General features: G+C 30.6%; 16 protein-coding genes. 9 read left to right on the forward strand and 7 right to left on the reverse strand.

From position 1 onward, the window contains the following. Positions 1–30: 30 nt before the first annotated feature. Genes B3J44_RS14690 through B3J44_RS14705 form a run of 4 tightly spaced genes read right to left on the reverse strand, consistent with a single transcriptional unit; the run spans position 31 to position 3,925 of the window. Positions 31–1,233 (reverse strand): DUF4350 domain-containing protein, encoded by a 1,203-nt coding sequence (locus B3J44_RS14690; RefSeq protein ID WP_286969243.1) that lies wholly within the window; start codon positions 1,231–1,233, stop codon positions 31–33. Then, positions 1,226–1,999, reverse strand: coding sequence for a DUF4129 domain-containing protein (locus B3J44_RS14695; protein ID WP_286969244.1), 774 nt, complete (start codon positions 1,997–1,999; stop codon positions 1,226–1,228). The genes B3J44_RS14690 and B3J44_RS14695 overlap by 8 nt, the downstream gene beginning before the upstream one ends. Further along, the gene (locus tag B3J44_RS14700; RefSeq protein ID WP_286969246.1) at positions 1,992–2,948 is read right to left on the reverse strand and encodes a hypothetical protein; all 957 of its coding nucleotides are present in this window, start codon (positions 2,946–2,948) and stop codon (positions 1,992–1,994) included. Before B3J44_RS14700 ends, B3J44_RS14695 begins: the two co-directional genes overlap by 8 nt. After that, positions 2,948–3,925 (reverse strand): stage II sporulation protein M, encoded by a 978-nt coding sequence (locus B3J44_RS14705; RefSeq protein ID WP_286969248.1) that lies wholly within the window; start codon positions 3,923–3,925, stop codon positions 2,948–2,950. Before B3J44_RS14705 ends, B3J44_RS14700 begins: the two co-directional genes overlap by 1 nt. Positions 3,926–3,945: 20 nt before the next feature. Here B3J44_RS14705 and B3J44_RS14710 point away from each other — a divergent pair, with 20 nt between their 5' ends. From B3J44_RS14710 to B3J44_RS14735, 6 genes are all read left to right on the forward strand, one after another. Next, positions 3,946–4,689: an RDD family protein gene (locus B3J44_RS14710; protein WP_198856877.1), complete on the forward strand. Its 744-nt coding sequence runs from the start codon at positions 3,946–3,948 to the stop codon at positions 4,687–4,689. A 108-nt stretch (positions 4,690–4,797) separates the two neighbouring features. Continuing rightward, positions 4,798–5,652, forward strand: a complete 855-nt coding sequence (locus B3J44_RS14715) for a hypothetical protein (RefSeq protein ID WP_286969252.1) — start codon at positions 4,798–4,800, stop codon at positions 5,650–5,652. An 86-nt stretch (positions 5,653–5,738) separates the two neighbouring features. After that, the gene (locus B3J44_RS14720; protein ID WP_198856879.1) at positions 5,739–6,341 is read left to right on the forward strand and encodes a trimeric intracellular cation channel family protein; all 603 of its coding nucleotides are present in this window, start codon (positions 5,739–5,741) and stop codon (positions 6,339–6,341) included. A 6-nt stretch (positions 6,342–6,347) separates the two neighbouring features. Further along, complete coding sequence (locus B3J44_RS14725; protein ID WP_286969254.1) at positions 6,348–7,325, forward strand: GNAT family N-acetyltransferase; 978 nt, start codon at positions 6,348–6,350, stop codon at positions 7,323–7,325. Positions 7,326–7,338: 13 nt separating this feature from the next. Next, entirely contained in the window at positions 7,339–8,439 is a 1,101-nt protein-coding gene (locus B3J44_RS14730; protein ID WP_286969256.1) for a DegT/DnrJ/EryC1/StrS family aminotransferase, read from the forward strand. Position 8,440: 1 nt separating this feature from the next. Continuing rightward, positions 8,441–9,718: an O-antigen translocase gene (locus B3J44_RS14735; RefSeq protein ID WP_286969258.1), complete on the forward strand. Its 1,278-nt coding sequence runs from the start codon at positions 8,441–8,443 to the stop codon at positions 9,716–9,718. A gap of 39 nt (positions 9,719–9,757) precedes the next feature. On the opposite strand, the gene B3J44_RS14740 is transcribed toward B3J44_RS14735, so the two are convergent. After that, positions 9,758–10,897, reverse strand: a complete 1,140-nt coding sequence (locus tag B3J44_RS14740; RefSeq protein WP_286969260.1) for a glycosyltransferase — start codon at positions 10,895–10,897, stop codon at positions 9,758–9,760. Between the two features lie 104 nt (positions 10,898–11,001). On the opposite strand from B3J44_RS14740, the gene B3J44_RS14745 reads away from it, so the two are divergent. Both B3J44_RS14745 and B3J44_RS14750 read left to right on the forward strand, forming a co-directional pair. Further along, positions 11,002–11,409 carry a sugar 3,4-ketoisomerase gene (locus tag B3J44_RS14745; protein ID WP_198856883.1) on the forward strand — a complete coding sequence of 136 codons (408 nt, stop codon included), beginning with the start codon at positions 11,002–11,004 and terminating at the stop codon, positions 11,407–11,409. Continuing rightward, on the forward strand, positions 11,406–12,494 hold the full coding sequence (locus B3J44_RS14750) for a glycosyltransferase (RefSeq protein ID WP_286969261.1): 1,089 nt from the start codon (positions 11,406–11,408) through the stop codon (positions 12,492–12,494). Before B3J44_RS14745 ends, B3J44_RS14750 begins: the two co-directional genes overlap by 4 nt. Here B3J44_RS14750 and B3J44_RS14755 read toward each other — a convergent pair. After that, the gene (locus B3J44_RS14755) at positions 12,481–13,362 is read right to left on the reverse strand and encodes a glycosyltransferase family 2 protein (RefSeq protein ID WP_286969262.1); all 882 of its coding nucleotides are present in this window, start codon (positions 13,360–13,362) and stop codon (positions 12,481–12,483) included. The two genes, B3J44_RS14750 and B3J44_RS14755, sit on opposite strands and share 14 nt — an antisense overlap. A 92-nt stretch (positions 13,363–13,454) precedes the next feature. On the opposite strand from B3J44_RS14755, the gene B3J44_RS14760 reads away from it, so the two are divergent. After that, positions 13,455–14,297 (forward strand): class I SAM-dependent methyltransferase, encoded by an 843-nt coding sequence (locus B3J44_RS14760; protein WP_286969264.1) that lies wholly within the window; start codon positions 13,455–13,457, stop codon positions 14,295–14,297. A gap of 1 nt (position 14,298) precedes the next feature. Here the strand turns inward: B3J44_RS14760 and B3J44_RS14765 are convergent. Continuing rightward, on the reverse strand, positions 14,299–14,589 hold a 291-nt coding region (locus B3J44_RS14765), incomplete at its 5' end, for a cell division ATP-binding protein FtsE (protein ID WP_286969265.1).

Raw genomic sequence — 14,589 nt, forward strand, 5'->3', positions numbered from 1 at the left:
CGATAGCTATCGGGAGTGGCAAATATTTAGTTAATGTAAAATCTTTTCTATTGCTGCATTTATTTTGATGAGGTCTTCTTCTAGACTTCCGTGATAACTTTTGCGGTGATCATTAATTAATTGAACTAAGTCGCTAATATCTTTTTTGTCTTTTCCCGTTTTATAGTGCAATTTGTTTATAAAATCGTCATCTAGTTTGCTGGTATCCAATAAATAATCTGTTCTTATTTTTTCTAAAAAGTAAATAATCTTTTTATCGATAATATTGGTGTGATCTCCTTCCTGATAATATAAATTTCCAACTGTTTTGGTAAATTCAACCGTTAAATTCTGTAAGGGTTTTATGATTGGTACAATGCGCTGTTTTCTTTTTGCATTGAAGATCATAAAAATCAAAATTCCCAAGAGACCTAAATACCAAGCCGATTTTAAAGCAGGCTGAATAAAGATATATCGCATTGGAGAACTTGAAATACGTTGGTCGTTAAAAATTTTATTGTACCAAAAAATGTTTCCTTTTGGTATATAAGAAACCAAGTTTTCGGCGTACTGATAATGATCTTTTTTAAGCAAATTATAATTGGTAAAAGCTACTGGCTGCGTGTGCAGATAGAGATGACCGTTTTTATAAGGAACTTCAATAAAATTGATTTGTCTTTTATTTTTACGACTGGTTTGATATCCTAGAACTTTTGTATTTAAAGTGTCTATTTTTGAAAAATAATCACTTAATCCAGTACCTAAAGTATATTTTTTTAAACTTACTTTTTTATTTGCCATCCAAGCTGTAATGCTGTCATTTGGTAAAAAATCGGTGTTTAATTCAATTTTTAAAGAATCCAGTAATACTTTAGGGAATACCTTCATACTTAAAAAAGCATTATTGCCGTGAGAGACAAAATATAAAATCTCTTTCATCGATGAATCATCAATATTGTTTACCTCAGAAATATTGATAAAAGTTCCTTTAATTTTATAGGTTTCTATATTCTCTCTTGAATCATATTGAGAATCCAGATATTCGTAAGGAGTCTGCGTTGAAATTCGTTCTACTTTCTGGTTAAAAAGACGATCTGCTTCGTGATCAAAAATATATAATCCAAATGGTATTTTATCATCAACAGAGTACGTAGGAGTCCAGTCAATAGGTTTTGGCTGTCCTTTGTCTACTAATAATGTTATTCCGAAAATTAAAACCAGAACAGCAATGTATATTTTTACTTTATTATCCATTACCAAAAGTTTTTAATGCTTTTTTAAATCTGTTTTCAGTCTTTCTGAATGTTGCATCATCAATTTCAAATTCGCCGTACCAAATATAATTGTACAGGTATGAAAGATAGGTAAACTCTTCTTTATGAGTAGGATTGTGCAATTCGTACAAATAATCGGAGTTTGTTTTTTCGATGTCCCATTCAATATAATGATGTTGTGCCATTACTTTTAAAAGCCATAAATAATAATATCGAACAGCGATTCTTCTTTCGCCAGTTTCGACACTTTCTTTAATAAGTTTTTCAAAATCTAAAAGATGAATATTTTTCTCTGCATCAGAATAAAATAAGGTGCCTTTATTGGCATTTTTTCCAAAAATCCATCTTCCTTCTTTTTTGATTAAAGCTTTTGCAATAAAATAAATTAAAACAACAACGACCAAAACCGCAATTATTCTAAATAAAAAAGAAATAAAGTCGAAAGACGTTTTTACACTGCTGAAATTGAATAAATTAAAAATCTGCCTAGCCAGCCAATTCTTAAAATTATCCCACCAGTTTTTTTCGGGAGCTTTGTATTCATAGACAAATTCTTTGTCGGTATATTTTGTCTTGAAATCCTTTTCAAAATGTTTAGCTTCTACCGTTCCAGAATCTACTTGAATATCTTTTTCAGTATATTTAACGGTAGTAATTTTTGGAGGATCTTCTTTAACCAAAGTATCTTGAGCATTTGCTATGCTCAAGCAGGAAATAAAATATAAAATAATTAAAAATCTATTCATTGGTATGATCTCCGATTAAATCAATTGATTTGGATTCCTGTCTATTTCCTGACTCTAAACTATAATAAATCATTCCTTGATTAATTACAATTACATTATTAAAAATATTACCTAATATAATAAGCGAAAGTACAATAACTGTAATGAAACCTATTAAAAGAGGCGAAGGTTCTAGTGATTTTGGACCATTTGAATCAGAATTTCCTATAAAGTAGGCAATCGAGATAAATATGCCCACAAAATAAAAAAACATTGTTATGGCAGCCTGAATAAACTGCATGATGATCATCATAATAAATGTTGTTCCAATTGTATTCCAAAAATCTTCTTTTGTTAGGTAATAGGCATGTTGTAAAGATTCAAAAAAACGTTTTCCGTCTGTTAGATAACTATAAAACCAAAGATTGAAAAAAGTAAAAAAGGTTGGAATTGCAACCAGAATTAATGGAATTCCGATAATTATAAAGCATAAAAAAAACATGATGATTAATGCAATTAATAAAACCGGAAAAACAATAACCAAGGCTCCTATGCTAAATTTTACTAGTTTAAAGAAAACCTTAAAAAAGCTAGACAATACAGCATTTAGATCAAAGTCCTTTTTACCATTTTCTAGCATTTTTAAATACAGAACAGGGTAAGCATAGTTGAACAAGGAGAAAATCAAAAATAGAACAACACAGATTAATACTAAAGTTAATGTAAGCCCTTCGTTATTATCGAAATAACCTATAAGGTCGCTCTTTAACTGGTTGTTTTCTAAACCAGAATTTTTTATAGCATCAAAATTAACTTTAATTAAAGTGTAAATTATAATTGCCAATAGAAGTAAAAAAGCTCCATTTACGATAAAAAAGATCTTAAAAAAGTTTTTTCCGAAGTCTTTAAAAAAAGTAAAAGTGTCACCTAGATTATCGCCTAATTGTCTTTTTTTATAAAGCTCAAACATTATAAATTAATTGATTTTGAAGTTAATTTTTTGTGTACAATAAAAGGATATACCAAGTAATAAAACGAAATTATTACAAGCGTAAATAAGATTATAAAACTGCTTAACCAATTGGGCATATCGATAGAATATCGTGTAATGAAACCTTCTAAAAATCCTGCACTAATTGTGAAGGGAAAAGTGCTTAAGAATATCTTGAAGCTGTTCTTGAAGCCAATTTTAAAAGAATTTAATCTTGAGAACGTTTTAGGAAATAGGATAGAAGCGCCTAGAATGAATCCAGCAGTTGTTTCGATTACAATTGCAAAAATTTCCATAGAACCGTGAATCCAGATTCCTCGCACGCTTTTCCAGAAAACACCTTGTTCGTAGAAGAAATATTGGAAAGAGCCCAACATAATACAGTTTTGAAGAAAAACATTGAAAGTTCCGATTCCGGCAAAAATACCGTAGAAATAACATTTGGCGCCTACAAAGAGGTTATTTACAGTAATGCCGATAAAACTTCCCCAATTGCTTCCCGAACCATATACGGCCATCGGATTGCCTTTTTTAATATTTTCTAAAGTCATATTTACGTATTCGTCGCCTAAAATTAGCCGAACAAAATCACGATCGTAACGAGCAGAAAGAACGCCAATTGAAACAGTAACAAAAAATAAAATAAATGCGTAAGCCAAATATCTTCTGTACTCGTAAACCAATAACGGAACTTCAATTTTAAAGAAATCTACAACTCGATTCTGGTCTGTGCGTTTTGTTTTGTAAATCTTTTGATAAATCTGAGAAGCAAGATGATTAAGGTAAACAACCGTTTTACTTTTAGGATAATACGTTTGAGCATACGACAAATCATTCATCATTTGAATGTACAAATTAGCTAATTCATCAGGATTTTTTTTAGCTTTACCAAAAATTGCCAGCTCAAACTCGAGCCATTTTTCTCTGTTTTGTTTTATAAAGGCGATTTCTCTCATTGTAGGCTAAAATATGAAATATGTCAGAATTATCTATTAATACGACACAAAATGTCAAAATAAATTTTATCGCAGCTTCTGTAGGTGAAAGACTAGGTGCTTTTTTTATCGATTTGTTTATTGTAATCTGCTATATAACAGTTCTTTCTATAGTTCTTTTTGATTGGCTACAGCTAGATCGATTGATGGTAAATTTGGATGGCTGGTCACGTGGCGCTATTTTTTTAATGTTATATTCTCCAGTCATAATTTACTCATTGGTTTTAGAAAGTGTTTTTGAAGGACAGTCACTTGGAAAAAAAATACTGAAAATTAAAGTCGTAAAAATTGATGGCTATCAAGCAGGTTTTGGAGATTATTTAATTCGATGGTTTTTTAGAGTAATTGACTTTTTTACTTTTTTCGGACTTCCTGGACTCATTTCGGTTATTACCAGTCAGAAATCTCAAAGATTGGGAGACATGGCAGCAGGAACAGCAGTAATTACTTTGAAGAATAAAATTAATATAAGCCATACCATTTTAGAAGAAATTGGTGAGGCTTATGTACCTACATATCCTTTGGTGATTAAGCTTTCAGATAATGATATGCGTATTATTAAAGAGACTTATCAAAAAGCTGCAGCTAAAAACGATCATGAGGTTATTTACAAATTGGTATCTAAAATCGAAAGCGTGACTGGAATTAAAAATCAATCTGGAAATAATAGTGATTTTATTCGTGTGATTTTAAAAGATTATAATTTTTATACACAAAATATGTAGTTTTTTTTCTTTGAATAATTAATGGGGTTTTCTGAGTTTTAATGATAATTTTTTAAAATTTCTTCGTAAATTTATATATAGATAATTAATTCATAAATTTCCAAACAAATGAAAATTACAAAGCCTTTTCTCGTATTGTTAATGCTATTATCTGCTTGTGTAAGTTTTGCCCAAAGCGGAAAAAAATTAGATAAAATTATAAAAAGAGATTATCAGATAATAGAATGCACGATTTCTAAAATGTCTGATAAAACCGTAGAATATTCGCTTCCAGGCGAGACAATCCAGATTTCATTAGACGTTTCACAAATTGCCAAAATCGATTTTGCAAGCGGAAGATCTCAAACTTTTGACGTTTCTTCAAACGCAAATAATACCGCTCAAAGCGCATCATCTCAAAACATAGCAATTGCAGATAAGCAACACAATACAATTGCCGTATTGCCAATTCCTTACATAAATGCAGACAATCAGCAAGGTTCTGAGGATATGGCAAAATTTGCACAAAACGATTTGTACAACAAGCTGTTAGATAAATCATCCAATATTTTTCCGTTAACAGTTCAAGATTTAAGAACAACAAACAGTTTATTGCACAAAGCAGGCATTGACCACAATAATATTGATGAAACACCAATAGAAGATCTTGAAAAAATACTTGGAGTTGATAATATTGTTGCTGCAAAAGTTTCTTATACAATTGGAACAGGAACTACCGCTACGACTTACAACAGCGGAAATGCAAAAGTGAGCAATAACAATAAAAAAGTAACCACAAACGATATCTCTACAACAACAGCAAACGACCAAAAGTATTATTACTATACGGTTTATTTTGACATGTACAGAAATACAGATAAAATCTATTCTCAAACCCGTAAACCTTTGTTGGCGGTAAAAGACGGATGGATGGATTCTATTTCCTATTTATTGAAAAGAAGTCCGATTTACGTAAAAAAATGATAAATGTTTTTAGGAGTTACATTTGCTAAGATTATTCCTTACAACTTTGTAACTTTGACGCTTTGCATCTTTGTAACTCAAAAAAAATGTTTCACTTACTTGATATTATTGGGACAATGGCATTTGCCATGTCTGGCGCCCTAACTGCAATGCATAAAAAATTAGATCCGTTTGGAGTTTTTATTATTGCATTTGTAACCGCGGTTGGAGGCGGAACGCTTCGTGATGTCTTAATTGGAAGAACTCCTGTTGGCTGGATGCGTGACATGCAATACGTATATGTGATCATTTTAGGATTTTTTCTAGCAATTCTTTTCAGAAAAAGCTTCGATAAACTTCGTACCTCATTGTTTCTTTTTGATACAATCGGGCTCGGAGTTTTTACTTTAATAGGACTTGAAAGAGGCCTTATAACAGGACTTCATCCAGCAATTTGTATTGCGTTAGGAACAATGACTGCGTGCTTTGGTGGTGTAATTCGTGATATTTTGTGTAACGAAATTCCAAACGTTTTTAGAGAAGAAATCTATGCAACGATCTGTATTTTTGGTGGACTTGTATTTTTTGGATTGCGAAAACTAAATCTTAATGACGATATCTTATATCTGGTTACATCTCTTGTTATTATTGTGATTAGATTGTTGGCAGTAAAATACAAATGGCATTTAAAGGCATTTGATCATATGTAATTAAGTATGACGAAATTTACCATTAAAAAATACGATCAGAATGATTATTTAGTTTGGAACGATTTTGTCGCTCAGGCCAAAAATGCCACGTTTTTATTTCATCGCGATTTTATGGAATACCATAAAGATCGATTCGAAGATTTTTCGCTTTTAGTATTTGAAGATGAAAAATTGTATGCTATTCTTCCAGCCAATAAAAAAGGAAAAGCACTATATTCTCATCAAGGTTTAACTTATGGTGGACTTGTTTATAATGAGCAAACCAAACAAAAAGCAGTTATTGAAATTCTAAGAGATATTTTGTTTTTTCTGAATGAAAATAATTTTGAGACATTACATCTTAAAACTCTTCCTTCAATTTATCAGCTAAAACCGGCTGAAGAAATTTTATATGGTTTGTTTTTGGCAGAAACAAAGCTGGTTAGAAGAGACTCTCTTTCTGTAATTGATTTACAGCAGGAGAAAACAATGTCGAAAATTAGAAAAAGAGGCCTTAAAAAAGCAATTTCCAATAAATTGATTATTAAAGAAGATAATGATTTTGAATTGTTTTGGAGCAAAATTCTCATTCCGAATTTAGAAAAAAAACATGATGCCATACCAGTTCATTCAATTGAGGAAATAAATAAACTGAAATCGCTTTTTCCTGAAAATATTCATCAATTTAATGTTTACAAAAATGATGAGATTGTAGGCGGAACAACGATTTTTGAAACAAAAAATGTGGCACATTGCCAGTATATTTCAAAAAAACCAGACCAAGAAGATTTAGGAAGTTTAGATTATCTTTTTCATTATCTGATTCATGAACGTTTTTCTGAAAAACGCTTTTTTGATTTTGGAATTTCAAATGAAAATCAAGGAAAAAAACTAAACGAAGGACTGGCTTATTGGAAGGAAAGTTTTGGCGCAAGTACTATTGTACATGATTTTTGTGAAGTTAACACCGCCAATTATACTAAACTAGAAGACATTCTTATTTAAAAATACAACATCGATGATATCTTTTCTTGATCTTAAAAAAATAAACGAACCTTATGAAACTGCTTTTCAAGAAAAACTGAAATCGGTTTTAGAAAATGGTTGGTATATTTTAGGGAAAGAAGTAGAAACATTTGAAAGGGCTTTTGCCGAATATTGCCAATCTAAATATTGTGTTGGAGTAGGAAACGGATTTGATGCTTTGGTTCTTATTTTTAAAGGTTATATCGAACTCAAGAAACTCAAAAAAGGAGACGAAGTTATTGTTCCAGCAAATACCTATATTGCAAGCATTTTAGCCATTTTGCAAGCAGATTTAGTTCCTGTTTTGGTTGAACCAAGATTGGATACTTATAATATAAATCCAGATTTGATCGAGGAGAAAATAACTCCAAAAACTAGAGCTATTTTGGCTGTTCATTTATACGGACAAATAGCTGAAATGGAAAGAATAACGAAAATTGCAGAAAAGCATAATTTGGTTATTGTAGAAGATTGCGCACAATCGCACGGATCAATTGACAACCAATACTTAACAATTAATAATTTAAATTCGGCTTGCGCTTACAGCTTTTATCCAGGAAAAAACTTAGGATGTTTAGGCGATGGTGGAGCTATTACTACAAATAATGCAGCGCTGGCAAAAGTGCTTTTTTCGCTTCGAAATTATGGTTCGGAGACAAAATATTATAATGATTATGTAGGTTTGAATTCACGATTGGATGAAATACAGGCTGGTTTTTTAAATCTCAAATTACCCAATTTAAATTCGGATAATGAGAAAAGAAGAACCATTGCAAAACGATATCTTTCAGAAATTAAAAACGATAAGATAGTGCTTCCGTTCTGGGATTTTTCAGCCAATCATGTTTTTCACTTATTTGTCATTCGAACAGAAAATAGAGCACATTTGCAAGAATATCTAGCTCAACATACTATTCAAAGCGTCATTCATTATCCAATTCCGCCACATAAGCAAAAAGCTTTTTCTGAGTTGAATAATCTTTCGTTTCCAATTACCGAGAAAATTCATAATGAAGTTCTGAGTCTGCCGATGAGTCCAGTTTTAACGCACTCTGAGGTTGATTTTATTGTAGAAACTCTAAATCGATACTAATTTGAATTTTTATAAAAAAATAGTTCAAACGGGTTTGTTTAAGGTTACTTCTTTGAACAGTTTGAGCGTTGCGCTGAAAATAGGAATCGGATTGATTACATCAAAAATATTGGCTGTTTTTGTAGGCCCAAACGGAATGGCGCTGGTTGGAAATCTTCGTAATTTTTTAACTTCTCTAGAGACCATTTCTGTTTTAGGTTTTCAAAACGGAATTGTAAAATATACAGCCGAAAACGAAAAGAGTAAAATAGAACTTCAAAAGATAATCACAACCGTTTTTATCACTCTATTGCTTCTTGCGGGGCTTTTAAGCATTTTCTTATTTCTAACAGCTTCTTATTGGAACAATAAAATTTTTGGAGACAATCTAGAATATCTTATTGTTTTTAAAGTTTTAGCATTGGTTTTACCCGGATATGGACTTTCTGTTTTTTTTATAGCAATAATTAATGGCTTGGGTAAATTCAAAAAAGTAATCTCAATTAATATTGTCGGAAATATTATGGGTTTAATGGCCTCTCTTTTTCTGATTACGCAGTTTAAAACTATAGGAGCTTTAATGTCAATTGTAATTACTCCTGCATTATTATTTTTTGTCACTTTTTATCTGATCCAGAAAGAGATTCAGTTTTTTCAAATCATAAGATTTCATTTGTTCGATTTCCGAATTTTAAAAAAACTTTCATCTTATTCCTTAATGGCTGTGGTTTCATCTGTTGTTGGACCTTTTGTATTTCTATCTATCCGAAATCATATTATTCATGATTTAGGAATAGAACAAGCAGGATATTGGGAAACTATGACAAGAATTTCTACTTATTATTTGATGTTTGCCAGTACAATTTTAAGTGTTTATTTTTTGCCGAAATTATCCAAAGCTCAAAATGGTTTAGAAACCAAAAACCTTTTCTTGCAGTATTATAAATACATTTTACCTGTTTTTGTTTGTGGATTAACTGTGATTTATCTGACGAGATTTTTTATTATTCGACTGCTTTTTACAAAAGAATTTTTGCCCGTTACCGATTTGTTTTTCTGGCAGCTGTTAGGAGATATTTTTAAAATTGCTTCGCTTATTTTAGGTTATCAATTGTTTGCCAAAAAAAAGACTTCTGCATTCATTTTAAGTGAGTTGTTTTCACTTGTAATATTGTACTTTTTTAGTTTGTACTTTATTCGGATTTATGGAATTGAAGGAGTCGTTATAGGGTATGCATTGGATAATTTTATTTACTTTCTTGTATTGTTTTTCTACTTTAAATCTGTTTTTAAACAATGATTTTTAGGTTGCTCAAATTCGTTTAAAGTTAAAATAGAGTTAGAAATTTTTCCAGAAATCAAGATATTGCTTTGCAACTTTGATATAATCATGCTCCTTTTCAATAAACGCTCTTGCGCGTTTTCCTATTGCCGTAATCTCAGTCGGATTTTCTATAAGAAAAGATAGTTCGGCAACAAGATAATCAACATCAGGAAGAGCATTAATACACACTCTTTCAGATATTTTATAATACTCCATAAATTCAGATTCAGCACCTGTAAACACTACTTTGCCTTTTGCCATTGCTTCGAGTGCATTATATCCTTGATCACAGGAATAAGCTTGATCTAATAAGATGTGTGCTTTGTTATACAGTTCAATATAAACAGGATAAGGAATTGTATTTGCGATTATTATTTCGACTCTGTCAGAGTATTTTTTTTGAATTATATCTAAAGCTTTTTCAAAAAACAGAATGCCTTTTTGATGGTAACTCCATTTGCTTATGCCGAGAAAAATAATAATCTTTTCGGCTATAACAAGTTCTTTAGAAATTAGTTTTTTGGTATTGACAGGACAGGGAATAAATCCTGAGTATTTTGGATTTTTACTATTTGCCTCAACATAATCAAAATCAGTTGCAATGATTCCATTAAATTTTTCTTTAATAAAATCGTGTATTTTAGAATGGCTTTTGCTAAGATAAGCATAGAAAGCTTTAAATTCTTTGTCTTCTTTAGGATTCGTGAAATAAGGCTGAAGAATTGATTTTTTAGATGGATTTTCAATGTAATATGTGAGTGTAGAATAATCAATTCCAGTAGACAGCATGAAAGCTTTTTTGTTTGCAGAACAAAGCTTTTTCATAAGATAAAGCTCAAAACCTGAAGTCGTCTTTACAGAAGCTTCATTAATAAACTGAACTACATCAAAGTTTTGTAATTTGGGTAGAAAAAGAAAAAAACGAAATCCAGTTTCTAATCCAGCAAAATCAAATTTAAATAAGCGATAAATTATTTTTCGAGGAATAGTAAGAATCTTAAAATTAAGGTACTTGGGTTCGTAATTATAATCAAGTGGATATTTTCTAAAGCCGTCTTTATTTCCAATTAAAACAACTTCATGACCGAGTTCAAGCAATCCTTCTTTTAAAGAATTATGCAAAAGACTGTATTCGCCAACAAGTAAAACCCTCATTAATGTTATATTTGATACGAAATTAAGAAATCAATAATTAATATTTGCGATCTAAAGGCATATATCATTAACAAGCATTTTGAGGAATGTTTTAAAATAGTAATATGGAAACGACAATTAATGATATTCAATACATAAAATTTCCGGTAGTAGAGGATGTTAGAGGTAATTTGGCTTTTATACAAAATGATATTTTACCTTTTGAGTTTAAGCGAATTTATTACCTTTTTGATATTCCGAGCAATGCTTTTCGAGGAGGCCATTCGCACATAGAACAGCATGAAATTTTAGTGGCGCTTAGTGGCAGTTTTTATGTTACATTGGATGATGGTTTCCAAAAAACTAAAATTTTACTAAATAAGCCAGATGTGGGGTTGCATTTAGTCAATGGATTGTGGCGTGAACTTGAAGATTTTTCTTCTGGAGCTGTATGTCTTGTTTTAGCATCAGACGTTTTTGACGAAGATGATTACATAAGAGATTATGACAAATTTTTGATGTTTAAAAAATGAGATTATTGTACATCACCCAAAGAATTAATGAAGAAGGAGGGGTTCAGCGCGTACTTTCTGTAAAAACCGATTATTTAATAGAAAAATGGAATTATCAAATTTCTATCATCACGCAGAATGATGGAGATTCTGATGTATTTTTTGAATTTAATAAAGCAATAAGTTTTTACGATATTTCATTAAAAAAAGGGAAACTTTTGAATTTGATTGAATATAAAAAACAACTTCAAAAATACATTAGCCTATTACAACCAGATTGCATAATCATCTCCGACTTTGCATTAAAATCATTTTCAATTCCATTATTTTTAAAAACAGACGTTCCTATTATATTTGAAGCTCATGGCTCAAGATTTAATGAATATAGAAAAACATTTTTTGGAAGGTTTACAGGTAAATTAAAATATGAATATCGGAATTACTGTGCCTCTAAATTTTTATTTTTCGTTGCATTATCAAAAGAAAGTTTAGAAGAATGGTCTATTAAAAACGGAAGAGTAATTTCTAATCCGTTATGGTTTAAAATGACCCAAACTGCAGAATTGAAAGAAAAGAAAATTATAATGGTTGCCAGACATTCTTATGAAAAAGGAATTGATAGAATATTGAAAATGTGGCCATTGATAATACAGAAATATCCAGAATGGAAATTGGAAATTTTTGGAAAATCAAATAAAACACTTCAGCTTGAAAAACAGCAGAGTGATAAAAATATTACATTCTCTAATCCAGTGCATAATATTCAGGAGGCCTATCAATCGGCTTCAATATTGGTAATGACTTCTCGAAATGAAGCGTTACCAATGGTATTAATTGAAGCTATGGCTATTGGTCTTCCTTGTGTGGCTTATGATTGCCCTGTAGGTCCAAAAGCCATTATTAGAAATAATGAGAATGGTTTTCTTATTGAAGAAGATGATGAAACGTCTTTCATTGAAAAATTAAGTTTATTAATCGAAGATGAAATGTTACGAAACAAAATGGGAGCAAAAGCCCAAGAAAGTGTTCAAAAGTATGATATTGATATTATAATGCAACAATGGAAAAATTTCTTTGAAGATATTGTAAAAACTAATTTAGAGTAGAATAGTATCCAAGACGATAAATATCAAAAAGAAAAAGCGAAGGTTTTTTACTTAATAATTGTTTTACCAATAAAGGTCTAAAAATTTTAAAACCGACAGCGATTAAAGCGGTAAGATGATATTTTTTAATCATCTGAAAATAATGAGAAAGTTTAACGTAATCTGGAGAAATTAAATTCGAATCGACTAAATTTTTTAAACCTAAGATAGCTTCTTCAGATTTTCGCAAAAATGTTTTGCTGTCTTCTAAACCAAGATGAAAAACAGGATTATCAATATGAATAACCTTAATTTGATTTTGTTTTAGATCAAAAGAGAACAAGGTGTCTTCGTGTCTCAGATTTGGAATTTCTTCGTTAAATCTTACTTTAGAAAAAATGCTTTTTTTAATGAGAAAGTTTAAAGTCAAGAAAGAAAGATACGGATTTTTTATGCGCTCAGAAACTGGTAGAGCTTCTCTTTCTTTTCCGTAAAACCATCTTAAAAGTTCATTTTTTAAAGGTTTAGAACTTTCATATAAAATTCCTCCGTAGACTATTTTTTCTTCATTATTGATATAAGAAATATAGTTTGAAATAAATTCTTTTCCTATTGGCATCGTATCGGCATCCAAAAAAAGTAAATTTTCGTAAAAGGCTTTTTTGGCTAATAAATTTCGAATGGCACTTCTTCCAATATTTTTCTCTAAAACAACAAAAGAGCAATTTTGAAATTGATCAATTTTTTGATTTTCAATTGTAAAAAGACTTGAGGCATCGTCAAAGCAAAGAATTTCAAAAATAATTCCACAAGAAGTGCATTGCTTTACGAGCTCGCTTACAAGCGGTAAAACATTACAATTGTAAATTGGAATTAAAATGGAAAGCATTAATAACCTTTTTAAAATATATTTGTAAAGGAAATGCTTTTTATTTTACTATTCTATTAAGTTGATTAAATTTTAAAAAAGATAAATTTAAAATGAATTTAAGGTCGCTTTATTATTCTATTTCGCCAAATTCAAGATTACTTGTTCGTAAAATTTATTACGCTCCAGCAGATTTTTGGGATATAATAAAGGGCAAAAAAAATAAATATGTTCCTAAAAAAGGAGATATTTTTATAGGTTCAGGCGATTTTATTTTGCAAGGAAAACACCATTTACAGCTTTTAAAAGAATATGTTTCTTTAAAGCCTGACGATATAGTGCTTGATGTAGGTTGTGGAATTGGTCGTGCTGCAGTTGCATTGACACAATATTTATCAAAAGAGGGAAGTTATGAGGGTTTTGACGTTGTAAAAAAAGGAATTGACTGGTGCCAAAATCAGATCACCACAGATTTTCCAAACTTCACATTTAAGCATGTTTCGTTGAATAATGATTTATACTCTTTAACAGATCAAAAAGCAGAAGATTTCATATTTCCTTATGAAGACAATTCTTTTGACAACGTTTTCTTGTTTTCAGTTTTTACACACATGCAACCAAAGGAAGTCCAAAATTATCTAAATGAAATTTACCGAGTTTTGAAACCAGGAGGCAGATGTCTATCTACTTTTTTTCTCTACAATGATGAAAATGAAAACTATATTTCGAATGTAAATAAAAGTTTTTGTTTTTCTTATGGAAGAGAAGGATATAGGCTTATGAGTGAAAAAGTTCCATCAGCGAATATTGCTTTCAAAGAAGAATTTCTTGCTCAAATGCTTAAAAATGGCAGTCTAAAATTAGAAAATAAGATATACGGACCATGGGCAGGCCAATCACAGAAAGGTTTGCACGATTTTCAGGATATCCTGATTTTCGGAAAAAGTAGAGTTTAGATTATACGCTTCTTTGTACAACTTCGAAGATTCTTTCATCTTCGCATTTTAAGGTTTTAGATGGAAATTTCATTAATAAAGCATAATCATGAGTCGCCATAATCACAGTTTTACCTGCGGCATTGATCGCTTTTAAAACTTCTAAAACTTCAGAACTAGTTTGAGGATCAAGATTTCCTGTTGGCTCATCGGCTAAAATAAATTCCGGATCATTAAGAAGCGCTCTTGCAATTGCAACACGCTGCTGCTCTCCTCCAGAAAGCTGATGGGGCATTTTGTTCATAAAATCTTT

The sequence above is a fragment of the Flavobacterium sp. UBA4854 genome (genome assembly GCF_002399805.1).
GTDB classification, from domain to species: Bacteria; Bacteroidota; Bacteroidia; order Flavobacteriales; family Flavobacteriaceae; genus Flavobacterium; species Flavobacterium ginsengisoli.